The sequence below is a fragment of the Vibrio sp. Hep-1b-8 genome (assembly GCF_006124995.1).
Classification (GTDB): Bacteria; Pseudomonadota; Gammaproteobacteria; order Enterobacterales; family Vibrionaceae; genus Vibrio.
In genome coordinates, this window is the sequence record NZ_QEWN01000111.1 from 1 (window position 1) to 24,988 (window position 24,988).

Sequence of the window (24,988 nt, forward strand, 5' to 3'; positions counted from 1 at the left end):
CTGGAATCATAAACGGATATATCGGATTTACTGCGAACTCAAACTCAATAGGCGTCGTAAAGCGAAAAAACGCTTACCAACTCGTTCGCCTGAGCCGCTTAATGTGCCTATGGTAGCTAACCAGTGTTGGTCGATTGACTTTATGAGTGACAGCTTACAGTGCGGACGTCGATTTAGAACCTTCAACGTAGTGGATGACTTCAATCGTGAAGCACTCGCTATCGAAGTGGATTTAAGCCTCCCAGCGCAACGAGTGGTTCGAGTGCTTGAACGAATCATTGCATGGCGAGGTTATCCAGAAAAGTTGCGAATGGATAATGGCCCAGAGTTCATCTCTGTGACGCTTGCGACTTGGGCTGAGGAGCATGATATCAAGCTGGAATTTATCCAGCCAGGCAAACCGACTCAGAACTCCTATGTCGAACGATTTAACCGTACGTATCGCACAGAGATCCTCGATATGTATGTGTTCAGAACCTTGAATGAAGTGCGTGAGCTAACAGAAAACTGGATACGAGAATACAACGAAGAACGTCCCCATGATGCCCTCAACGATATGACACCATGGGAATATTTAATGAAGAATGAACAAACCGAAACCTCTAATTATGGGCGCAACTAATTAGGGGAGGTTTACACAGTGCATTGCAAACTGTCTCGGCAACCTGACGATCTTTTCCTTCGGGGACAGTGAAAATGCTGGGCTTTTCTTCTGGAAAAACAGCACAGCTGTCGACGCTCGCATAGCTGGTAGGGCTTAGGCGTTTGGTTTGCAAAGGAAAGTCATCTCGTGTTGGCAGATGCATTACTGGGCGCACGCAAGGGTTGGTGCCGAAGATGACTGAACCGATCTTGGCGTTCAGCTTATCACTTAGTGTGAGAGCTGCATGTTGACTCGCCTCATGAAGAGAGAAGCCGTCGATGAAGCTTTGGAGGAATACCTTGAGCTTTTCGGCTGATGTATGCAATGTCAACGTATGAATTCTGACAGAACATTTTTCATACAATGGTGTCATCTTGGTATTCTTGCCGTTCCATTCATTTGACTGGAAGGTTCCGGGCAATGTTCTGCCGTAAAGAAACCGAAGCTCGCTAGCATTTTCGCGTTCGATCTCTAAAACCCAAATTTGGGTAACACTAGAGTTGCTAGCATCTCCAAACAAATCATAAAGCCTAAAGTCTGAGGACAATGTATTGAAATCTTGTATCACCTTGCTACCTTTGGGTTTGCAGACATTGTTATAAGTTAAATTGGTATGACCCCAAGGTTCACTTCGAGTTTACCGTACTTAAATTACTACTCTTTATAGTGCCACATACTCACTTCACCCCACCTATCTCTCACGACTTACCTTTTTAGCAGTAATAGCGAAGATAGGTCAAAAGGTTGATTGGGTGCCACTAATGGCATATAGATATGCGCATATTAAGGGTATTAGATAAATTTGGTCAAACGAGCAGGATTAGAATTGTTATGAGCAACAACTCTAAATGAAAAAGGGGCAAAAACAAGTCAACACGAACCTTGCAGACTTAAGGGCACAAAAATGAACTACAGAAGTCAATAGAGCGAGTAATGGAGGTGCCGTCAGGCGCTGCTAGCGATGGCCTATCCAACATATGAGCACAAAAAAAGCGAGCACAAAGCTCGCTTCTATCTATTTGATTTTAAATGCAATTAAAGCAATTCAACAGACTGCTGGGCAATCACAAATTCTTCGTTGGTTGGGATAACCATAGCCACTGCGTTTAGTATCTCTGACTTAGCAATAATGCCTGCTGCACCAAAGCGTGCGTCTTCGTTACCCTTCTCGTCTTCGATAAAACCAAGTAGGTTTAGGTTTTTCAGAATCTCACGGCGAATAGGAAGAGAGTTCTCACCAATGCCACCAGTAAAGATAATTGCATCTAAGTGGTTAAGCGGGATCAAGTATGAACCAATGTATTTTGCTACGCGGTAGGTAAATACTTCAAACGCAAGCTTGGCACCTTCGTGACCGTTTTCCATTGCTTCTAAAATGCCACGTGCATCGGATGTCAGGCCAGAGACACCTAGGAAACCTGATTTTTTGTTCAGAGTTTCGAATACTTTCTCTTGGCTCCAGCCCTTCTTCATTAGGAACTCAATGATACCTGGGTCAAGGTCACCTGAACGTGTGCCCATCATTAAGCCTGCTAGCGGTGTAAAGCCCATTGATGTATCCACTGATTGACCATTTTCAATCGCACATACAGACGCACCATTACCTAAGTGAACAGAGATAAAGCTTGCTTGTTCCACTGGTTTGTTAAGCATCTTAGCTGCTTCGCGGCTAACGAAGTAATGGCTCGTACCGTGGAATCCGTAACGACGAATACCGTACTCTTTGTATAGCTCGTTAGAGATTGCGCCAGTGAACGCTTTCTGTGGCATTGTTTGGTGGAAAGCCGTATCAAACACAGCAAACTGTGGCAAGCTTGGGAAAGCTTTCATAGATGCTTCGATTCCAAGCGCGCCAGCTGGGTTGTGGAGCGGAGCTAGGTCTGACAGGCTTTCAATTTCTGCTAGAACTTCGTCATCAATACGTACTGTCGAAGTGAATTTTTCGCCGCCGTGCACAATACGGTGGCCAACGGCCACTAAATCATTGCTGAACCCTAATGTATCTATTAGAGCAACGATACGATTAATCGCGTGTTGGTGGTGGTTGTCCGGTGCATCTATGGCTTCTTCGGTTTTTTCGCCATTGTACTTCCAGCTGATTACAGCTTCCGGCAAGCCAAAGCACTCGCCCAGACCGCTAACAATTGCTTCACCCGACAGAGAGTCGATAACGGCAAATTTTAATGAAGAGCTACCTGAGTTAATGACCAGCACAAATGTGTTCGACATGGATATGTTCCTGTTTCAGACTGATTGATGAAGCGTCACACTTCTATAGTTTTGTGGGTTCTATTATTCAATATTTTTTGAATGTTTCAACTTTATTTATACTTATTCAACAAAACAAACAAACTTTTGTTGATCTATCGCAAATGGCTATTTAATTTGAGATCAAAAATTAATGTGTTTTTTGTCATTTTGGGATAATTATTCGTCATCCCGCTCTGTTTTACGGTATCGATTGCCACGTATATCTCAGGCCACTTGTTGCTGTTGGCTAGCCTTTGACGAACAAACATAGTAAAACAGGATCAAAGTAGAATTAGCCGTGCCTAACTCACTAAGGGAACACAATGAATATTGGTGCTGTATCAAAGCTAACCGGATTATCAAGCAAATCCATTCGTCTCTATGAAGATAAAGGGCTCATCACTGCTCCACACAGAAGCGAGTCTGGCTATCGTGAGTATTCAGATCAGCATATTCAGGAACTCAATCTGATTTCTAGAGCGAAAAACGCTGGATTTTCTTTGATTGAATGCAAGGAGTTGGTTCAGTTAGCGCACAACTCCAATCGCAAAAGCAGCGAAGTGAAGGCAAAAGCGAAAGAAAAACTGCACGAAGTGGAAATCAAGATTCGTGAACTCCAAGAGATCGAACGTCAACTTAAAAAGTGGGTGTCTGCATGTCCAGGCGACTCAGGCAGTAGTTGCCCTATTATCGAAGATCTCACCAAAGCTGAATAAACCTCGTAACACGAGGCTTATTCAACATTGATTGGGCTTAATAGTAGGCACACATACGTTTACCGCCAACTTCAACGATGTTAAACGGTGTTTCGTAAATACTTTCTAAGATCTCGGCCTGAATCACTTGCTCCACACTCCCCTGAGCGACAATTCGCCCTTTCTTGAGAGCGATGATGATGTCTGAGTAGCACGCGGCAAAGTTAATGTCATGAATCACAACAACTACCGCCTTGTTCATTTCATAAGCCAGTCGTCTGATGTTCTTCATGATTTGTAATGAATGCTTGATGTCCAAATTGTTGAGTGGTTCATCCAGGAAAACATAGTCCGTATCCTGTGCCATGACCATCGCAATAAATGACAATTGGCGTTGCCCACCACTCAGTTCATCCAGATACTTATGCTGAATGTCGCTTAAGTCGAGATACTCGATCGCTTTGTCGATAATCAACGCGTCATCCTGATTTAGTTTACCTTGAGTGTAAGGAAAACGACCAAATGAAACCATTTCTCTTACGGTAAAGCGCATGGTTATGTTATTCGACTGGCGCAGCACTGCTAGCCTCTTTGCAAGCTCCCGACAGTCCCATTCGCTGACCTCTTTACCATCAATCATGACATGACCCTGATCTTTCGGCACTAAACGACTCGCCATAGATAACAAGGTGCTTTTCCCTGCACCGTTGGGGCCAATGATTGATGTTACTTGCCCTTTATCAAAGTCAGCACTGGCGCTATCAACGACTGTGAACTGGCCAAACATTTTGGTAAGACTTTTTAATGAAATCATAGGGAAGACCTAAACAATCTTGTTGCGCAGCAACATGGTTAAAAAATAGATACCGCCGACAAAGTTGATCACCACGCTAATCGTGGTTGAGAAATCAAATAGGTTCTCAACAATCCACTGACCACTAAGTAGTAGAGCGATAGATAGCAAAGACACGCCACAAATGAGTATCTTGTGCTGGTAAGAAGAAAACAGTTCTCTTGCTAAATTGGTCACCAGCAGACCAAAGAACATAATAGGACCAATCAATGCCGTCGATATTGCTATCAACGCTGCACTTAAAACGAGAACTTGCATAGTAACTCGCTTAACATCGACACCTAGGCTAGTGGCGTTATCTCTATCAAGCCAGAGCACATCTAACACACGACTAAGCCGATAGAGCGCAATACTGATCACCGTGAGTAGTGGCAAGCAGTAGTACACCAATTCAACTTTAATGTTGTTGAAGCTGGCGAACATATTGGCTTGCACACTGGCGAAGTCATTCGGATCCATAAGCATGGTAAAGAATGAAGAAATGCTGCTAAACAATTGACCAAGTATCACGCCAAGTAGCAGAAGCACCATTAGATTGTGGCTCTTGCCCTTAAAATAGAACGTAAATAAGAGCAAAGAAAAGCCCATCATCACTAATACCGACAGGCTAAAGTTGATGTATGCGTTGAGAGCAATGCTACTCATGCCACCAAATATCACCACCACCAATACCTGAGTAAACATATAAAGGGAATCAAACCCCATAATACTTGGTGTCAAAATACGGTTGTGAGTGATAGTTTGAAATACCAATGCCGATTGACCAATGGCTATCCCAGCCGCCACCATTGCCAGCACTTTAGGGATTCGACGAGACAAAAAGTATTGATAGTTATCACTGGTAAGCCCGATGCTAATAAACATCGCACACAGCAAGATGCAGCTAAACGCAACAGCAATTAACTTATAGCTATCACGCATTTTTTTGCCCCTTAAGAATAAAGTAAATAAACACTGAGCCACCAAGAATGCTGATGATGGTCGAAATAGGAATTTCATAAGGGAAAATGATCAGTCGTCCTGCTAAATCGCAGCAAAGGACGATTAATGCGCCAAGCAACGCGGTAATTGGAATATTCTTACGCAGGTTATCCCCACAGAATTGGCTCACCAAGTTAGGCACAATCAAACCTAAGAATGGCAACATACCGACGATCATCACAACCGTTGCCGACATTACCGAAACAAGCAGAACGCCTAACACCAAAACTTGCTGATAATTGAGGCCTAAATTGGTCGCAAAATCCTTACCAAGTCCAACCGCGGAGATTCGTGTCGCATATAGATAGCTGAGAATAGCCACAGGTATGGCGATATAAAGGAGCTCAAAGTCACCTTGGAGCAAATTGGCAAAATTGGCGATAGTCCAGCTAGAAAGGTTTTGTAAGGCGTCGTATTTGTAGGCGATAAACGTTGCCAGTGAATTGATCACGTTACCAAAAATGAGACCTATTAACGGGACAAATATGGCGTTCTTAAATTGCACTCGATTAATAAACTGAACAAACAACAAGGTTCCTGCCATCGAGACCGCGAAAATCAGCCATAACTGTTGCCCGTTACCAAATAAAACCAGACTCAACATGTAGCCGAGCATTGCACACTCGACCGTTCCCGAGGTTGAAGGTGAAGCAAATCTATTCTGGCTAATTTGCTGCATGATCAATCCAGCAATACTAAGCCCTGCTCCAGCAAGCAATACAGCCATCAAACGTGGAATACGGCTGGTTATTAACAATTGCCAGCTTTGACTATCTCCAGCAAACAACAAAGAAGGGGTCAGTTTCCCAACCCCAACAAATAGTGACGCGATACCTAAAACAATCAGTATCAGCAATATCTTTTTCACTTTTGGCCTCATCAGCACAAAACCTCAGGCGACGACGCCCGAGGCTGATTAATAGTTATAGTTTTTGGTGATTAGTTTGCTGCTGATACAGACGTAACGTCAGCGATCATTTGCTCAGTTGCTCGGATACCCGCAACAGATAAATACCACGCATTAATGTCTAAGTAAGCCAACCGTTTTTGCTGGTAAGCTTGTGTCGATTTCACGAGTTCATTTTCAAAATCTCGTTGAACGGTACTGCCCTTGCCTTTGTTGATCAGTAGATCTTTATCAACTACTAACAATGTGGAGGGATTCTTTTGGCTGATAAATTCGTAAGACACCAAGTCTCCGTGGCGGCTTTCTTTAATTCCTTCAACGGTCTCTTTGAATCCGAAGTCACTATAGATAGCCGAGAATCGAGACTGAAAACCAAAGGTTGTAATATTGCCACCAGCACTCATCACTGTCAGCGCGTCAAGTTGTTTGCTTTGGTTAGCCGTACGAATGTGGTTGATCTGTTGTTCAACTTGTTCAATTTTGCTTTCAATAATCTCTTGTTTATCAAAAACTTTTGCTAGATTACGCCACTGCTGTTTGGTACTCGCCCAGTACCCCTGCTTTGAATCGATATCGTAAACAATAGTCGGCGCAATTTCTGATAGCTCTTTGTACTTTGGTGCTGCACGTGAACCCACAATAATGAGATCGGGTTTCTGGGTATATATCACTTCAAAGTTTGGCTCGTGAAGACTGCCCGCTGACACAAATTGATAATCTCGATATTCAGCAAGGTAATCAGGGAACATACTTACCGTAGACAGTGCCACAGGTTCAACGCCCAGTGCTTTAACTGTATCAAGTGCGCCAAGACCGATCACCACCACTCGCTCAGGATTAGATTCAAGCTTGGTTATACCTTGAGCGTGTTGTACCTCGACCATTTTCGCACTGGCACCAAATACAGTTAGACTGGCTAGCAGCGCAACGGCAGACAATTTCATTGTTAGACTCCATAATTACAAATGCAATACATTATCATTTAGATTTGTAACCATGTACCTCTGATTTACGTTTTTTACATTTATCAAAGAATTGTAAGCTTGCACGCTGATAGAAAAGTCAGGCTGATCAGTGAATCCCACAAACTCGACGCTAAAGTATCAAACTCGTCCTGTTGACTCAGGGACGGGTTACCCATCGCCAAATTCTTGGGCGATTTTTATAAATCGATCTTCTTGCTCTATAAAGGCATCAATCACCTGGGGGTCAAAATGACTCCCTACCCCCTGCATGATGATATTTTTGGCGTCTTGATGAGTCATTGGCTCTTTATATACACGCCGACATCTCAACGCATCATAGACATCTGCTAGCGCCATCAAACGAGCGCTGAGTGGAATTTGTTCACCACTATAGTGATTTGGGTACCCTGAACCATCCCACTTTTCGTGATGACCATAGGCGATCTCTTTGGCTACCGTGATCAAATCATTGCGGGCACCTGACAACTGCTCTGCCTTCTCCAAAGCTATCAATCCCAGTGTCGTATGCCCTTTCATGATTTCGAACTCTTCATCGGTCAGTTTTCCCGGTTTGAGTAAAATCGAATCGACAATTCCTACCTTGCCAATATCGTGAAGTGGTGCTGCCTTGAAATAGGTATCAATCACCTTAGGTGTCAGCCATTCACTGTACTGAGATTTCTCAGCGAGTTTTTCAGCTAGGAGCTTTACGTAGTGCTGGGTACGCAAAATATGATTGCCTGTTTCAGGATCTCGAGTTTCAGCGAGGCTTGCGAGGGCAAAAACGACCGCATCCTGCATTCTGTCAAGTTCATAGGAGCGCTTGAGGACTTCTTTCTCTAGGTACCCATTTTGGCTGAGGAGAATATCTTTTGAGCGCTTATTTTGCAGATGAGTTCTCACCCGTGAGCGCAATAAAGGTATGCTGACGGGCTTATGAATGTAGTCAGCCGCCCCAAGTTCAAATCCTAGTTTTTCATCTTCAGGAGAGCTTTTTCCTGTAAGAAATATCACTGGAATATGACGTGTACTGTGATTACTGGTGATCGCTCGGATAACGTCATATCCAGTAATATTTGGCATAACGATATCGAGTAAAACCAGATCGATAGCGAAATTCTCAACGATATTAAGCGCCATCTCCCCACTCTTGGCCGCTTTTACATGGTAACTCCCTTTCAACCCTTGAGCCATAAACGCTAGGTTGTCAGCACAGTCATCAACGATCAGTACTGTGCAGTCACTCAGGTTTTCAATGGCCATACGAAATTTCCCAAAACATTTTGTAGACTAGAATAACAATAGGTAAGCTTATAAATAACTATAGACAAGTCGTTGTTACTTGCACTGCTATCTACTCAGGGAGGAAATCAATGCGTTCAATTCGCACACTATTTATGCTGCTCTTCCTAATAATGGGAGCCTGCGCTGTGACCATGTCTGTGGTTGCGGATAAAGTTTCAGAACTGCGTTTACAAAGTCACACCTATCTAAATGACTTACATCGCTTCTACCGACTTTCACAAGAACTCAAACAAAGCTCAGATCACCTTACAAAATTTGCCAGAGCGTACGCAGTGACAGGTGATGAGCGTTGGGAAGAAATGTTTAATCAAGTCCTTGCCGTGCGCAATGGCGAAGCGGCGCTGCCGATAGGCAATGAATATGAATACTGGGACTTAGTAGCAAATTCAACCGAGTCGTTCCCCTCAACCATTGATGGGCAAAGTACTCCACAGCTCACCAGATTGAAAGATTCTGGCATCACTGAGGCTGAATTTCTTGAACTCAAAAGCGCTCTCTTGCTGTCAGATGGCTTAGTCAATCTTGAGCGTGAAGCCTTTCTAGCGGTTAAAGGGATAAAAATACTCGAACAAGGGCAAGAAATAGACACCGGTGTACCCGATCTTCAATACGCACAGTCACTGCTGTACAGCAAAAAATACTTTGCCGAAAAAGCCAAAATCATGCGAGCCGTAGGTTCTGCTCACAAAGCGATCGTTTATCGAATTGAAAACAGTATCAATAACTTCGACCGAAAAGCACTCGAATACCGGAATATGTATCTCACATTAATGACCATATTGCTGGCGTCAATCGCTCTTTCATTCGCTTTGCTGTGGCACCTCTACATTAGCCCTGTCAGTCGTTTATTAAAAACGGTGGTTCATCAAGTCAAAGAGAAAAACTATGCCTTTACTATTACTCAAAAAGCCTATGCGGAACTGCAACATTTCATCGATAGTCTGAACGTCGTTTTTCATCATATAACAGAGCAACTCAATCAAAATACGCTATTCAAAGACTTCAATATTGTCCTGAGAACCAGTCAATCGACACTCGACCTATGCCAAGAAGTGACCCAGTTTCTTCTCCATCAATTTCCAATACAACAAATCGGTCTCTCCTTGTATCGAGATAATCAATTAGTTCGAGTGGCAGGTGCTGGCTACGATGGAACACAAGCGAGCCATATTTCAGACACCAGTTCTACGGAGTTAAGCGTTCTTCTTTCCGGTAAGCCCTACAGCATGACAGCGCTGGCGGGCAAATACACCATGCCAGTCAGCGGTGGCAGCCTAGAACTCAATGAACTCTACTACTTCCCTCTTTGTGTTAACGAACAACCTGTCGCCTTACTCGAAGTCGGTACCATCAGTGAATTAAATGAAATCCAGTATCGGTGGCTGACTCAAATGCTCGATGATTTGGCCGTCAGCATCCAACTGAGCCAAAACATCGAACTACAGAGAAAAGCCGAACAAAAAGTACTGGAACAATCTCAGCTCAACCAAGAGATCTTAAATGCGACCCCCAACCCGATGTACTGCCTGTCTCCACAAGGCAAATACCTGACCGTCAACGCCAAGTTCAGCGAGTTATGTGGCTTGCCAATGCAAGATATTGTTGGCAAAACCCCCTTAGAAGTATTTAGCCAACAAGATGCCTCGCGGTGCTTTAACGATACGCATCAGGAGTTATTTCTCCAGCAAGGAAGTAGAAACTACGAGTTATCTCTACTCGACAAACACCAACAGGAACGCGACATGCTCGTGTGCGAAGCGTCGTTCAGTAATAGCCAAGGCAAGGTGTCCGGAATTGTCGGCATCTTACTTGACCTAACTGAACGTAAGCAGATGGAAACCGAACTCCGTGACGCTAAAGAGACTGCCGATGCGATGAGCCGTGCTAAAGGTGAGTTTTTAGCGAATATGAGCCACGAGATACGTACACCAATGAACGGTATTTTGGGTATGGTTCACCTTGCACTGAATACTGAACTCGATCCCGCCCAACAGAAATATTTAACTCGCATCAATGAATCTGCAAAAAACCTGATTGGCATAGTTAATGACATCCTCGACTTCTCGAAAATAGAAGTGGGTAAATTGAACATAGAGGCCATCGACTTTAGTTTGGATGAGGTATTTGAAAACCTGATCAATGTTATATCGTTTAAAGCACAAGAGAAAAAAATCGAATTTCTACTCGATATTGACCCTCAAGTTCCCGTTGGTTTGATTGGCGACCCACTCCGAATAGGACAAGTGCTGGTAAACCTGTGTGGCAACGCCGTTAAATTTACCGAACAAGGCGAAGTGGTTGTGTCTGTACGTCGTGAATTAGTCACCGAACGCGAGGTGGTTCTTCATTTTGTGGTCAAGGATACTGGCATTGGCATCGACAAAGATAAAATTAACCATCTATTTGATGCGTTTTCTCAGGCGGATAGCAGCATCACTCGGCAGTTTGGCGGGACAGGTCTGGGACTCAGTATCAGCAAACAACTGGTTGAGTTGATGGGTGGGCAATTGAGTGTCAGCAGTACTCCAAGTGTTGGCTCAACGTTCGCATTTACCATCACATGTGGCCTGCAAGAGGCCAAAATGCGTGATATATCCAAGCCTATCGCCGGACTGGCTGGTAAGCGAGCCTTAGTAGTTGATGATAACGACTCCGCCCGAAATATTTTAGTCACCTTGCTAAGTGCGATGCACTTCGAAGCCAAAGCGGTAAGTAACGGTTTTGAAGCGCTTGATGAAATGCGACAAAGCCAATTTGACCTACTATTCGTTGACTGGAACATGCCTGGTTTAAATGGCGTTGAACTTCTACAAACTGCGCAAAAAGAACGGCTACTCGAACGTTCAAAACGTTTCCTCGTCACCGCTTACGGTCGTGAAATTTCGTTAGACCAAACGACGTCAAAACTTATTGATTCTCTGATTGTAAAACCCGTCAATCCTTCCAACCTTCTCGATGCAATCATGAACAGTTTTGGCATTGAACAAGCCACTCGCAACCATCATGCTAATCAACTCGAAAAGCCCGTATTTGATGGACAAACCGTGCTATTAGTTGAGGATAACGAGGTAAATCAAGAAGTGGCTTTAGGTCTACTCAACGGTACGAATCTCAGTGTAGTGACCGCTGAAAATGGTCAACAAGCGATCGACATTCTTGAACAAAAAGCGGTGGACTTGGTTCTTATGGACATGCAGATGCCGGTCTTAGATGGTATCTCTGCCACTGAACAGATCAGACGCAATCCAAAATGGCAAAATCTCCCCATTATCGCCATGACCGCCAATGCCATGCAGAGTGATGTTAGACGCTGTATAGATGCAGGCATGAACTCTCATCTAGCTAAACCTATCAATGTGCACAACCTTTATCAAGCTCTGGTTCAATATCTGTCATCACAGCAACCGAACGATGAATTGTTACAAGAAGAAAAAAACGTCTCTCCCGCCGTTGATTCTGAACTGCCTAGCCTATCGGGCATCAACGTTGAGCAAGCCATTTATGATATTGGCGGTGACAAAGAGAGTTATTTGAACATTTTAGGTCGATTCTTAGAGATGCAAAACACAGAGTTATCTATCTTTAAAGAAGTCATTGACAAAGAAGATTGGGACATGGCGGCTCGAATGGCCCACTCGCTAAAAGGATCTTCGGCTAACTTAGGAGTCAAACTTGTCTCTCAACTTGCGGCTAATATGGAACGCCGCATCCGAGAACAAGATAAGTCTGCACTGGGCGAGCTGAAAGTGTGCGCAGAGTTGATTAAAAAGCTAAACGCTGAATTGGCACAGTGGCATGCAAATCGGACACCAAGCGAGGTGAAAACAGAGACCGATCCAATCGAACTCTACCAACGTTTGGTCAGCTTAGTGGAAGCGTATGATGTTGAGGCGCTGAGCATAGTTCAAGATACCCAGCAATTCGGGATTTGGACCAAAGAGCAGAAGCTTCAATTCATTGATGCTATTGAAGGATTTGAATTTGAATTCGCCAAACAGCTGCTTGACCAGTTCCCTAAACCATAACAAATAATGACAGGTAAAGAGCAGTAACCTTAAGTTATAAAACAACGTCAGTTGATTCATCGTAAAAAAGGGATCAATACAATGAACATTAACAATACAATGAAGCTGGTGTTTGGGGTCATCGCCTTAGGCATTATCATCAGTGTCATCACCGTTTTTCAGCTTAACGGCCTATTGCAGAAAGTGGATGATATGGCACAAGTTCGTTACCAGTCCTATCAAGCTGCTGATGAATTACGTCAAAGCTCTGATGACTTAACTCGTTTAGGCCGCACCTATGTCCTAACTGCTGATGATGCCTACGAAAAAATGTATATGGACATTCTGGCTATCCGCAACGGCCAAAAACCACGCCCAGAAAATTATCACACAATCTATTGGGACTTAGTGTTGAACTATGGACAGAAACCAAAACCTGACGGCCAGAGAATATCTCTGCAACAGATGATGGAAAATCTAGGCTTCACCCAATCTGAATTCAAGTTGTTAAAACAAGCACAGCAAAACTCAGATGCTCTGGTCAACATGGAAGTCAAAGCGATGAACGCGGTTAAAGGGCTATATCCGGATAGCTCAGGCAACTATACCCAAAAGGGAGAACCCGACTTAGCAATGGCCGCGGCACTTTTGCATAGTAAGGAATATCATCAAGAGAAAGCCAAGATCATGGCACCTATCGATACGTTTTTTCAAGAACTCGAAGCGCGAACCAATCGACAGTTTGAGATGGCAGCTCAAGAAGTTCAAACCACCGTTTTGATAGGTAATATTTCATTGATCGCTGTATTTGTTATCGCAATGATTGGCTATGTATTGGTCAATCGCCGCGTGGTAAAACCGATAGACCAAATGGCGACCTTATTGAAACAAGTCGATACCAACTCTGATCTCACCCTTCGTGTCGACGATAAGAGCAATAACGAACTCGGCATCATTGGGAACACGATTAACAAAGTCCTAGAGAGCTACGCGAAAACCATCAGCAAAATCAATCAAGTTAACGCCACTATTTCGACCATTTCGCAGTCGATTCAATCCATCACTCAACGCAACATTGATATGGCAGGCCAACAGAACCAAGAAATGGAGATCGCGGCGACAGCCATGGAAGAGATGACCACGGCGTTATCCAATGTTGCCGAGAGCACCAATATGGCCGAACAGTATGCAGGGAGCGCGGAAAAAGAAGCATCGACGAGTAAAGAAGTGTTTGATAAGACATCCAATGAATTCACTCAACTAGAGGGAGAATTCACTAATACCTCACATATCATTCAACAACTTGCCGAAGAGTCAAATAATGTCGGGAATGTTCTGGACGTGATCAAGGCGATAGCCGAGCAGACAAACCTTCTGGCGCTCAATGCGGCAATCGAAGCGGCGCGCGCCGGTGAACAAGGACGAGGCTTTGCAGTGGTTGCCGATGAAGTTCGCTCCCTAGCCCAGCGAACCCAAGACTCGACGGGAGAAATCGAAAGCATCATCTCAACACTACAAGAGAAAGCCAAAGAGTCGACCGTCACGATTCACAGCAGTGCTGACAAGATGCAGTCGACACGCTCAAACATGAGCGTTGCCAATGAAGCCCTCGGTACTATTCAAGGCTCGGCGGCAGAAATACACAAGCTCAATACCTCCATTGCCGCCGCCACTGAAGAACAACTCGCCGTCAGTGGTGAAATATCTGGTAATTTGGCCAACATCAAAAACCTTTCGTCTGACATGAGCGAGGCAATCAACCAGCTACAACCGATTGTTGTCGACTTGCAGCAAAACGTCGAAGATCTGAATCAAGTGATAGCCCATATTCGCACTTGATTGCTCAACGATTTCTATTTTTAAAGGGCCCTGTGGGCCCTTTACTCATCAATCAAACCTTAAAAAAAGTCGATTGAGGAACGTCCGTTACCGCTTTTTTTCGCAGGTTTAGACTCTGCCTTTTTCACTTTATCTTTGTTTTTTGGCGTTTTTTTACTCTGGCTCTTTGGCTGAGACTTAAGTGGCTGCGGCACTTTTTCGACCTTAGCTGGCTTCTCTTGAGGTTCTGTTACAGGCGCATCACAGATCACGACATAGTATTCCTGATTGAATTCAAACAAATCACCGTCATACATCTTACGACGTTTGCGAGTTTCCAGCTCACCATTTACCGCAACATAACCTTCCGCTATCAAGTGCTTTGCTTCACCACCGCCACCAACAAGGTTAGCGATTTTAAACACTTTATACAGCTCAATTGGCTGTGACGATACTTCAATACCTATCGCTTCAATTTCGATTTCTTCGCCCTGCTCGTAATCCTGGCTCATACCATACCTTGCGGTCATTCACTAATAAAAATGAAAGTCTAATCTCTCAGCGGCGATAAATAAACTAAAGTTAACTATAGAAAGAACAACGCTAAGGTGATGTCGTCTTGAGATGGCTAATAATCGCTCTTTTAAGCAACGCCTGTTGGGCATACTATCCCCCTACTTCCGTAACTGTTTACGGCGATGACTCATACCCACCATACAGTTATTCGGTCGATGGTGAGCTTAGAGGAATCTACGTGGATATTCTATCAGCCGCTTTTGAGAGAATGCCGGAATATCGAATCAAAGTTTCACCCGTTCCTTGGAAAAGAGGGTTGAAGTTGTTAGAAACCGGAGAAGGGTTTGCGCTTTTTCCCCCTTACTACTACCCAGATCAACGCTTATACATCTCTCCTTACTCACACCCAATCCTTGACGAAGAAGTCGTGGTTTACTGTCAGCCAGATCGCGTAAAAGACCGGCAACTCAATATCTGGCCTGATGATTACCTTGGTTTAACCGTCGGCGTAAACGATTCTTTCGCGTTAGGTGGAAATGAATTCTGGCAACAGGTTAAAAAAGGAACCATTAAACTTATCGAAGCCAAAGGCAATCGCAACAATGTCCTCAATCTGTATAAGAATCGTATTGACTGTTACTTAAACGATCGGCTGTCAATTCTTTGGGAAGTCAAGTTGTTACGTGAAGAAGGCATCATTAATTCCTCCTGGGAAATGCAATTAGGTAACTCTGTGAGTAGTGAACAAGGCTATGTTGGATTCACCAATCAATCGCCAGACAAATACCCTTACAAAGATGAATTTATTCAACAACTTAACACCATCATCACATATCTCAAAGAGGATGGAACCATAGATGAGATCCTCAAAAAATATTTAGAGCTATAACGATTAATTGACTTAACTAACCCTGCCATGACAGTTTTTCCGTACTGGAAAGTGTCGCTTTCCCCCTTTTCCGTCAGTTATATCTTACATTAGCACCATCGGATTTGGAGGCACGGAAGCATCATTGATTAGAATAACAGCGAGAAAGTAAAATGATGTCCTCAACTCATACGTTAGTGATTGATAGTCAACCAATTATGCGCGAAGCGCTATCTCAACTGCTTTACGAGACCATCCCAAATGTGCAGGTTTTGCAGGCACCTTCAGCAACGTTTGCAATACAGTTGGTCAGAAATCATAACATTAATATGGTGGTGCTTGATGTCGATCTTGAAGGCTCTGATGGATTCGAATTTGTAAGACGCGCACGAGCATATGGATACACTGGACGCATTTTATTTGTTTCGAGTAATAAGCATCCGATGTATTCAGAAACAGCAAAATTGTTAGGGGCTAATGGTTACGTCTCTAAATTAGAAAACACTCTAGTGCTCAAAGAGGCAATGCTAAGCGTATTACGTGGCCATTCTGTATTCAAAAAAGCAGATAACCTTAAGAAGCGCAATACCACTTTGTCAAAGCGAGAAACTGTTGTATTCAATTATCTGATTAAAGGCTACAGCAACAAGAAGATCTCTGAAATGCTGTCACTAAGCTCAAAAACCATCAGTACTTATAAGGCAAGAATTTTAGATAAATATAAGGTCGATTCCATTGTAGAGTTGATGCGAATTCAACAACACATCCATATCGACCTTAATGAAGCTAGAAAAGATGCTGCTTGACCTTAGACGCTAAGAGTTGATGGAGCGGATTACCATGGTTGACCAATTTGTAATTGGCAACCACTGACGGCGGATGCTTCATCTGCAAATGATCAGGGAGCGCAGTGACGCAATATTTTTCATGCAACTGAGTGTGGTTTGTATAAGGGAGTAATGTTGCGCACTCAGTACACTCAAGAACATCAAATAAACAGGTGATATTATCTACCGTCGCAAAGGTGTTGATTTCTATTCCCTGCTCTTCCAATGCTTTGTTTGTCACTGCTTTGGTATCTTGCCAACCTTTCAGCTCCATCATGATATAAGGCATGCGCAGCTTTTCTTCTAATGACCTGTCGGCATAAGGCTTGGCACAAATAATTGCCCCTTTGTATTTGCCTAAGTGATGCTGAAAAATCGTTTTGGTTAGCTCTTCGTTGAAGTACTGAACCCCGATATCCAACCGTTCATCAAGAATGTCGGTGATCGATGTTTCATTCCAAGTAGTGATATTGATCTTGGCCTTGGGAAAAATTTCCATCAGCTCCAGCAACAAGGCTTTTCCCACTAATGACTGGCCTAGACTGGGTAAAGCTATCGAAATACTTTTATCATATAAGGCAGGGTTAAACTCTTCACGCTGTACCGCCTCATCAATCATATCAAGACCTGCGGTAATTTTAGGCAGCAAATTGGTTGTATATTCGGTCGGTTCGAATTCAAACGCCCCTCTGACGAACAGCGGATCGCCTAGTTGCTCTCTGAGTTTGGCCAAATACTTGCTCACCGCACTTTCTGTTTTCCCCAGTTCTTTCGCAACCGGTTTCAATTGACGGTGTTTATCAAGCAGCGGAAGTACTTTAAGAAGATTAAGATCAAGCTGTGATTTCATAGTGTATCCAGTGCTCCAATGCAGACTCTTCGACCAAACTGCAATTAGGTCTCTATATTGTATTTATCCGTCAGTATAGCGAGGGAAAATCATAAAAACAGCTACTTATGTTCTCTGCATAGCGCCTATTTGTAAATAAAATGCGGTCTTTTCAGCAAACAAGCCTGCACTTTGTCATCACTAGCATGCAATCAATCAAACCGTCACTATTTTTTGGTTATGTTGCCAACGCAAGCCAACGTTTTTGATCTATTGACAATTATTGCGAGCCATCTGCTAGAGATTCATCTTAATTTCATGTATTACTGAAAATATGCGTAAGAAAGAAATTTTATAGAATATAGATTTGACCGAGCAATGGTCTTATAGGTAACTAAGCCACAAATGTCACAATCAATGAAAAGCATCAATCCGCGTCCTAGAATCACACTTGTCTCAGAGATTAGTGTCGAAACGGCTGAGTCAGATTCACATCAGCCGAGCATCCTAAGTGGTGCCGAGTTAGATGAATTGATGGATAATCATTTTCAACATGTGGTAGACGTTCTGAATGACGGTATTTTCTATATGTCTGATACCGAACATGTCTGCTTCTATAACCCATCATTTTACGCCCGATTTGGTGTTGAGTCAGGGCATACCTGCCTACAAACTTGGCTTGATCTTGTCCATCCCCTCGACAAAGTCGCCTTGTCTGAACGCGTCGACGAGCATATTCAAGAAGATGAGTCTCGTGTCACCGTCGAATATCGAGTGCGCTGTACTAACGGTCAATACACATGGCTGGAAGGTACCGCCATCACCAAAACGGTAAAAGGGCATCGCTTTATGATTGGTTGCCACAAAGACATTTCCGACAGAAAACTCATGGAAACCTATGTGCAGCAATCTTCCTTGCGTGATGGGCCTACAGGACTGTCCAACGAGCAAAAGCTTGCTCTTGACCTTGAAAACATCAAGGGAGTCACAACGCAGTCACACCACCTTGTTTATATTCAAGCAGGCAATGCTCGATCAGACCAAACGCTTTATGGTTCGCAGATAATGCGCAATCTACTTTCTCACTTAACGATGATTTTAGGTGAGTTCCCAGACCAATTTGTCGATATATACCGGATTCAATCACACGACTTTGCCATTCTGGTGCAGGGTAAGTACGACAACAGTGAGCTAAAAGACCTTGCTCAGCGGATGTGTCAAGCCTATCAAGACTCAGTGAAAGCCATCGATTTCCTATACACGACCGACATTAGCATCGGCATCTACCCCAATATTTGTGATAAGTTAGCCGTCGATGAGTTGGTCAAAGTTGCTGCAAAAACCAGTCAATACGCAGCGACTAAGCGTGACAACTACATTCGTATTTATGCCGGAAACACCAAAAATCAGGTTGACCGGCATTTTTATATCGAGCAAGAACTTGGCAACGCAATCAAAAAGCGCAAGCTGTCCGTCAAATTCCAACCGATCATTTGTGCTAAACACAATGTCGTTGCAAGCTTTGAAAGCTTAGTACGCTGGAAAAGCGGCCAGCACGGTGAAATTTATCCTGACGAGTTCATTAGTGTGGCTGAACGAAAAGGCTTAATTAGTGAGCTGGGCTATTTGGTATTTGACGAGGCGTGTCGCTTCATCAACCAATACCAGCAGACCCACACAGAGTCGATTAAAGTCAACGTCAATGTCTCTGTTTTGCAGTTACTTAGCCAGCAATTTCCAGACGAACTCAAACAGTTAATCGATAAACACAATGTTTCCGCAAGCTCCATTGTACTTGAGTTAACAGAAACCATCATACTGGACGACAATAAAAGTGCGATTGCCCAGCTACATCGCCTCAATGGCTTAGGCTTTCAGTTATCGCTTGATGATTTTGGCGCCGGCTATAGTTCATTAAACAGCTTTTTCGATTTGCCTCTGTCGCAAATCAAAATCGATAAATCCATTGCATGGCGTTCAATGGAAAACCCCGTCACCTTTGAGTACCTCTCTTTCATCACTAAGCTCTGTACCACTTACAATATCGATATCGTGATAGAAGGTATTGAAAATGCCGCGATGCAAAAGGTCTTCACCGATATGGGCGCTTCCTATTTACAAGGCTATTGGTTTTCAAAACCCCTCTCTATCGCCAGCGCTAGCCACTATACGACCGTCTAATCGAACGTCTCAGCTATGAGATATATTCACTCAAATCATAATTCAATTTGACTAATCAACTTTAGTTGTAGAAAATCTTACCGTTTTAATAATGAGATGTTCCATTGCCTCGCTGGATCGCGATTTACTGGCAGCGACGTGTTACGAAGCTCAGCTTCGAGTTCATGGATAGACATACACGGAGTCCGATGTTTTTACATCGAGCTCTCAGGACACAGAGATATCAAATTCATTGTTTCTGGAGTAATAAGTGTCTAATTCGATTCGTACTTTGTTCAGTGCAGCTCTATCTGCATCTTTAATGTTTTCGCCAATCGCTTCTGCTGCAAGCAATAGCGCGCTATGGTTTGAGCACACAGATATTCAACTACCAGCTCGCACTTCAGTCGCGCAGCTGGAAAACGGCCTACGTTACATCATCCTACCGACCACCAAGACCAGCGATGAAGTGTCGATTCGCGTACGAGTGGGATCTGGGGTTGCACAAGAGCCGGCCGACTACCCACTAGCAAGAATTACCGCACTGAACTCAATTTCAGGTACAGACTGGCTTGCAACCTCTGGTTATCAGCAAACGGTATTCAGCCTAGATCTTGCTCATGGCACCGATGCAGACATTGGTCGTGCGCTTGACCTGATTCGCTCTGGGTTAACAACACAGATCCAAACATCACAAGTTTCAGAATTACTGGTAAAAGGTCAATCGTCGCTAACAGATATTGACCAAGTTATCGCAGCAAAACAGTTACAGCCGTTGGCGGTTGATCAGCACTGGTCAGCACTCGATGCGGAAACTTTGGCCGATACCCCTCTCTCCTCAGTGCATGATTTTCAAGCTCAACAATATATACCGCAGAACATTACTGTGGCCATTGCTGGTGCGGTTAGTCCTCGCTCAGCAGCGAATCTGATTGACAAAAGTTTCGCAGACTGGAAAGCAAACAAGAGCGCATCAACTCACTCTCTAGCTGCCTTTACCGCCACGCCAGTCACGGCTCAGTCTGTCGCCAATGATTCCTCAGTATCAATCAGCAGCTTGAAGTCGGTTCATAACCAAACAGACAGCAAAGCGTTAAGAAAAGATATGCTGATTGCAACCTTAGCCAATAAGTTGCTTGAACAACGTATTGAGAATGCATTGCAACAGCAGCACTCATTAGCCAAAGTTGTGGTTGATAATCAGCTTGTATTTAACCATAAGCTGCTCTCTCAAATTCGATTAACGGATCTAGACGTTAATGAACGCAGCAAGGCACAACAAATCGTACAAGCAGAAATTAAACGTGCCATTGCCAGTGGTTTTACTCAGACCGAGTATGAAATGGTGGTAAGCCAAGTTCGTGAACAGCTACAGCGTCAAACTCGTCGACAAAATGCAGATTACACCGCGCAACAAGCTGATCGTCTGATCGAAGCAGTCAACTCTGGCTCAGTCTATACGGCACCGTCATACGATCTTGATCTGCTCAACTTCCATGTAGCTCATCTCAACGAGTTGGATGTGAGTAAAGAGCTGGCAAAAATCTGGTCTCAAGATGATGCTGTGATTCTTTAATCACAATTGCCCAATTGATGAACAAAGCCGCCAATTATGGCGGCTTTTTGCTACCAGCTTATCTCGGGAAATTCATAAACTCGACAACTCAACTAGATGGCGGGTGTATTCCTGTTGTGGATGACTAAATAGAGCCTGCGTCTCTCCTTGCTCCACCACGAGTCCTTGCTTCATCACAATGGTGTAGTGACACAAAGATTTCACGACATTGAGATCATGGCTAATAAACAGGTAGGTCAGATGATATTTTTCTTGCAGAGATTTTAACAGATCAAGCACCTGAGCTTGTACCGTTCGATCCAGTGAAGAGGTCGGTTCATCAAGTAGAATAAACTCTGGCTTCAAAATCAGCGCGCGTGCAATCGCAATACGTTGACGTTGACCCCCCGAAAATTCATTGGGATAACGGTGACGAGTTTCAGGATCAAGATCCACCTCTCTCATCACTTCGCATATCAAGGCATCAATTTCTGATTCGTCATATTGCTGATGAACTCGTAAGCCTTCACCAATAACTTGAGCAACCGACATCCTTGGGTTGAGCGCAGAAAACGGGTCTTGGAAAACCACTTGCATTTTACTGCGGTAAGGGAGCATACCTTTACGATCCAAACCTTGTAATTCGCACCCTTGATAAGAGATTGAACCTTCAGATTTTATCAGCTTTAGGATTGCCATTCCTGTGGTCGATTTACCCGAGCCGCTCTCCCCAACAAGTCCAATAGAATAGCCCTTTTTAAGGGTAAAATTCATATCGGTGACAGCTTTAATATGTGAAACCACCCGTTTAAAAATGCCACCAGTGAGTGGAAACCAAACCCGCAACGATTTGACGTTCAATAGAGGCTCTGCGTTGTCGTCAATGTTTGCCGGCAAACCTCTCGGGTCAGAGTTAATCAGTGTCTGAGTGTATGGGTGCTCTGGGGCACTAAATACCTGTTGGCACTCCCCGACCTCAACCAATGCGCCATCTTGCATCACAGCCACTCTGTCTGCAATTCGCTTTACAATGCTGAGGTCATGAGTGATAAACAACATCGCCATCCCTAACTCTTGCTGGAGCTCTTTCAGCAAATCAAGTATCTGAGCTTGGACGGAAACATCCAGTGCGGTTGTTGGCTCGTCGGCAATGAGCAGTTCAGGTTCATTGATTAGCGCCATTGCAATCATCACTCGCTGACGTTCACCGCCAGAGAGCTCGTGCGGATAGGACAAAATCTTTTGCTCTGGATGGCGTATTCCTACTTTTTCTAGCCATTCAATCGCCAGCGGTTCTGCATGACGGGTTCTCATCCCACGGTGGATTGAGAGGGTTTCGACTAACTGCTTGCCAATTTTATGCAGCGGATTTAGCGATACCATTGGTTCTTGAAAGATCATGCCAATGCGCCCACCACGAATGCCTCTAAGTTCACGTTCAGAACACGAGAGAATATCGACACCATTAAAGTCAATTGAGCCATTAAGGTAATGAGATGAGCCTTTAGGCAGCAGCTTTAACACTGAGTTGGCGGTCACCGACTTGCCGGAACCACTCTCGCCCACCAGCGCCAATGTTTCCCCTTTACGGATAGATAAAGAGACATCGTGAGTCACTTGCTGAATGCTATTTTTTTGCCCAAAGCCCACCGACAGATTCTCAATGGTGAGTACCGTTTGATTCATGGTTATCTTCCTTGATGGTGAGGGTCAAAGGCATCACGTACTGCTTCGCCAATGAAAACAAGCAGGGTTAGCATCACAGACAGTACAAAGAATGCAGAAAAGCCGAGCCACGGCGCTTGCAGGTTTGCCTTACCCTGTGCAAGCAGTTCCCCCAGCGAAGGAGAGCCTGCCGGTAACCCAAATCCCAAAAAGTCGAGCGAGGTGAGTGTCGTGACTGAACCAGAAAGAATAAACGGCATCATGGTTAGCGAGGCGACCATAGCATTGGGCAACATATGACGGAGCATAATACGTTTATCATCGACACCCATCGCCTGCGCAGCACGAACATAATCAAAATTGCGGCAACGCAGAAACTCCGCCCTAACGACACCAACCAAACTCATCCAACTGAAAGCCACCATGATGCCTAACAACCACCAGAAATTCGGTTCAACAAAGCTTGAGAGAATAATCAGTAGAAATAAGGTCGGCATGCCTGACCAAACTTCGATAAAACGTTGACCAAATAGGTCGAGCCAACCGCCGTAATATCCCTGAGTTGCCCCGACCGCAACACCAATGATGCTTGAAACGATCGTTAATACAAACCCAAACAGCACCGAAATACGAAAGCCATATATCACACGGGCAAGGACATCTCGTCCTTTGTCATCGGTTCCAAGCCAGTTAACGCTATCAGGTGCTGAAGGCACACTACCATCAATATTGAAATTGATAGTATCGTAGCTAAATCGAATCAACGGCCAGACAATATAGCCCTTATCCTCAATCAATTCGATCACATAGGGGTCGGTATAATCGGCTTCGGTTTCAAACTCTCCGCCAAATTCAGTTTCAGCATATTGATTGACGATCGGCAAATACCACTGGTTGTTGTACTCCACCAGCAAGGGCTTGTCATTGGCAATGACTTCAGCCAATAAGCTGATCGCAAATAGCACTGTGAATATCCACATCGACCAGAAGCCACGTTTATTGGCCTTAAATCTTTGCCATCGCGCCTGATTTAGCGGGTTCTTACTACGACGAAACATCAACGTGCCTCAAAATCAATTCGTGGGTCAACCCAGGTATAGGTCAAATCAGAGATGATGCTCAGCACAAGACCAAGCAATGTCATTATGTACAGTGAGCTGAATACAACTGGATAGTCCCGTTGAATGGTCGATTCAAAGCCAAGCAAACCAATCCCTTCCAACGAAAACATGACTTCAATCAGCATCGACCCAGTAAAGAAAATACTGATAAAAGCAGCAGGAAAACCCGCGATGATGATCAACATAGCGTTGCGAAAGACATGTTTATAAAGGATGTCACGCTCATCGAGACCCTTTGCACGTGCTGTCACCACATATTGCTTGTTGATTTCATCAAGAAACGAGTTTTTAGTTAGCATGCTCAAGGTGGCAAAACCACCTATCACCATAGCGAAGATAGGTAAGGCCAAATGCCAAAAGTAATCGGCAATCTGTTGATACCATGTCAGTTGATCGAAGTTACTCGATACCAGTCCTCGCAGTGGAAACCAGCTAAAGTAATTGCCGCTGGCAAATAGGATAATCAAAATGATCGCAAACAAAAATCCCGGTATCGCATAGCCGATAATAACAACAGCACTCGACCAAATATCAAAACGGCTACCATGATGAATCGCTTTAAGAACACCAAGAGGAATGGAGATTAAATAGATAATCAACGTACTCCATAAGCCTAACGATATCGAAACGGGTAGCCTTTCGACAATTAGGTCAATGACATTACCGCCCTTAAACAAACTTTCACCAAAATTGAACGTAGCGTAGTTTTTGAGCATATCAAAGTAACGCTCATGGATCGGTTTATCAAAGCCGAACTGTTTTTTTAGGGCTTCGACGACTTCAGGGTCTAAGCCTCTAGAGCCTTTGTATCCGGTAGCCCCCGCTTCATCGCTGACACTGAGTTCCACTTCATTTCCGCCACCTGAAAAGCGTTCCATAATGCCTGAGGAGTGCCCTTCTAATTGAGCTATCGCCTGTTCGACAGGACCGCCGGGAGCAATTTGTATGATAAAAAAATTAATGGTAATGATCGCCCAAAGCGTGGGGATCACCAGCAACAAACGTCTGAATATATACGCTGCCATT

General features: G+C 44.0%; 20 protein-coding genes. 8 read left to right on the forward strand and 12 right to left on the reverse strand.

Annotation, left to right across the window (positions count from 1 at the left end):
• Positions 1–622 (forward strand): IS3 family transposase (locus tag DA100_RS13210; RefSeq protein ID WP_138972572.1); only part of this gene is annotated, 622 nt, incomplete at its 5' end.
• On the opposite strand, the gene DA100_RS13215 is transcribed toward DA100_RS13210, so the two are convergent.
• Positions 603–1,211, reverse strand: a complete 609-nt coding sequence (locus tag DA100_RS13215; RefSeq protein WP_138972573.1) for a hypothetical protein — start codon at positions 1,209–1,211, stop codon at positions 603–605. The genes DA100_RS13210 and DA100_RS13215 overlap by 20 nt on opposite strands.
• A 467-nt stretch (positions 1,212–1,678) precedes the next feature.
• Positions 1,679–2,872, reverse strand: coding sequence for an acetate/propionate family kinase (locus DA100_RS13220; RefSeq protein ID WP_138972574.1), 1,194 nt, complete (start codon positions 2,870–2,872; stop codon positions 1,679–1,681).
• A gap of 344 nt (positions 2,873–3,216) precedes the next feature.
• Between DA100_RS13220 and cueR the strand changes: the two genes are divergently transcribed.
• Positions 3,217–3,609 (forward strand): Cu(I)-responsive transcriptional regulator, encoded by a 393-nt coding sequence (gene cueR, locus DA100_RS13225; RefSeq protein WP_138972575.1) that lies wholly within the window; start codon positions 3,217–3,219, stop codon positions 3,607–3,609.
• Positions 3,610–3,646: 37 nt separating this feature from the next.
• Here cueR and vctC read toward each other — a convergent pair whose 3' ends face one another.
• The 5 genes from vctC to DA100_RS13250 all read right to left on the reverse strand — a co-directional run bounded on the left by vctC (position 3,647) and on the right by DA100_RS13250 (position 8,557).
• Complete coding sequence (vctC, locus tag DA100_RS13230) at positions 3,647–4,402, reverse strand: iron chelate ABC transporter ATP-binding protein VctC (RefSeq protein ID WP_138972576.1); 756 nt, start codon at positions 4,400–4,402, stop codon at positions 3,647–3,649.
• Positions 4,403–4,411: 9 nt separating this feature from the next.
• A complete protein-coding gene (locus tag DA100_RS13235) occupies positions 4,412–5,362 on the reverse strand; it encodes an iron chelate uptake ABC transporter family permease subunit (RefSeq protein ID WP_138972577.1) in 951 nt (316 codons plus the stop codon).
• The gene (vctD, locus tag DA100_RS13240) at positions 5,355–6,290 is read right to left on the reverse strand and encodes an iron chelate uptake ABC transporter permease subunit VctD (protein WP_138972578.1); all 936 of its coding nucleotides are present in this window, start codon (positions 6,288–6,290) and stop codon (positions 5,355–5,357) included. Before vctD ends, DA100_RS13235 begins: the two co-directional genes overlap by 8 nt.
• Before the next feature lie 71 nt (positions 6,291–6,361).
• On the reverse strand, positions 6,362–7,273 hold the full coding sequence (locus tag DA100_RS13245) for a siderophore ABC transporter substrate-binding protein (protein WP_138972579.1): 912 nt from the start codon (positions 7,271–7,273) through the stop codon (positions 6,362–6,364).
• A 189-nt stretch (positions 7,274–7,462) separates the two neighbouring features.
• Entirely contained in the window at positions 7,463–8,557 is a 1,095-nt protein-coding gene (locus DA100_RS13250) for a two-component system response regulator (protein ID WP_138972580.1), read from the reverse strand.
• Between the two features lie 110 nt (positions 8,558–8,667).
• Here DA100_RS13250 and DA100_RS13255 point away from each other — a divergent pair, with 110 nt between their 5' ends.
• Both DA100_RS13255 and DA100_RS13260 read left to right on the forward strand, forming a co-directional pair.
• Positions 8,668–12,624, forward strand: coding sequence for a response regulator (locus DA100_RS13255; RefSeq protein WP_138972581.1), 3,957 nt, complete (start codon positions 8,668–8,670; stop codon positions 12,622–12,624).
• 81 nt (positions 12,625–12,705) lie between these two features.
• On the forward strand, positions 12,706–14,442 hold the full coding sequence (locus tag DA100_RS13260) for a methyl-accepting chemotaxis protein (RefSeq protein ID WP_138972582.1): 1,737 nt from the start codon (positions 12,706–12,708) through the stop codon (positions 14,440–14,442).
• 59 nt (positions 14,443–14,501) lie between these two features.
• On the opposite strand, the gene DA100_RS13265 is transcribed toward DA100_RS13260, so the two are convergent.
• Complete coding sequence (locus tag DA100_RS13265) at positions 14,502–14,933, reverse strand: RNA-binding S4 domain-containing protein (RefSeq protein ID WP_138972583.1); 432 nt, start codon at positions 14,931–14,933, stop codon at positions 14,502–14,504.
• Positions 14,934–15,040: 107 nt separating this feature from the next.
• On the opposite strand from DA100_RS13265, the gene DA100_RS13270 reads away from it, so the two are divergent.
• Positions 15,041–15,826 carry a transporter substrate-binding domain-containing protein gene (locus DA100_RS13270; protein WP_138972584.1) on the forward strand — a complete coding sequence of 262 codons (786 nt, stop codon included), beginning with the start codon at positions 15,041–15,043 and terminating at the stop codon, positions 15,824–15,826.
• Positions 15,827–15,978: 152 nt separating this feature from the next.
• Positions 15,979–16,611 (forward strand): response regulator transcription factor, encoded by a 633-nt coding sequence (locus DA100_RS13275; protein ID WP_138972585.1) that lies wholly within the window; start codon positions 15,979–15,981, stop codon positions 16,609–16,611.
• On the opposite strand, the gene DA100_RS13280 is transcribed toward DA100_RS13275, so the two are convergent.
• Entirely contained in the window at positions 16,592–17,482 is an 891-nt protein-coding gene (locus tag DA100_RS13280; protein ID WP_138972586.1) for a LysR family transcriptional regulator, read from the reverse strand. The genes DA100_RS13275 and DA100_RS13280 overlap by 20 nt on opposite strands.
• A gap of 384 nt (positions 17,483–17,866) precedes the next feature.
• Here DA100_RS13280 and DA100_RS13285 point away from each other — a divergent pair, with 384 nt between their 5' ends.
• Together DA100_RS13285 and DA100_RS13290 are read left to right on the forward strand one after the other, a co-directional pair.
• The gene (locus tag DA100_RS13285; RefSeq protein ID WP_138972587.1) at positions 17,867–19,642 is read left to right on the forward strand and encodes an EAL domain-containing protein; all 1,776 of its coding nucleotides are present in this window, start codon (positions 17,867–17,869) and stop codon (positions 19,640–19,642) included.
• A 250-nt stretch (positions 19,643–19,892) separates the two neighbouring features.
• Positions 19,893–21,197 (forward strand): insulinase family protein, encoded by a 1,305-nt coding sequence (locus tag DA100_RS13290; RefSeq protein WP_171052220.1) that lies wholly within the window; start codon positions 19,893–19,895, stop codon positions 21,195–21,197.
• Between the two features lie 72 nt (positions 21,198–21,269).
• Here DA100_RS13290 and DA100_RS13295 read toward each other — a convergent pair whose 3' ends face one another.
• The 3 genes from DA100_RS13295 to DA100_RS13305 are packed head-to-tail and all read right to left on the reverse strand — an operon-like array spanning position 21,270 to position 24,987.
• A complete protein-coding gene (locus DA100_RS13295) occupies positions 21,270–22,862 on the reverse strand; it encodes an ABC transporter ATP-binding protein (protein WP_138972588.1) in 1,593 nt (530 codons plus the stop codon).
• Positions 22,863–22,864: 2 nt separating this feature from the next.
• Positions 22,865–23,899 (reverse strand): ABC transporter permease, encoded by a 1,035-nt coding sequence (locus tag DA100_RS13300; RefSeq protein ID WP_138972589.1) that lies wholly within the window; start codon positions 23,897–23,899, stop codon positions 22,865–22,867.
• A complete protein-coding gene (locus DA100_RS13305; RefSeq protein ID WP_138972590.1) occupies positions 23,899–24,987 on the reverse strand; it encodes a microcin C ABC transporter permease YejB in 1,089 nt (362 codons plus the stop codon). The genes DA100_RS13300 and DA100_RS13305 overlap by 1 nt, the downstream gene beginning before the upstream one ends.
• Between the last annotated feature and the right edge of the window lies 1 nt (position 24,988).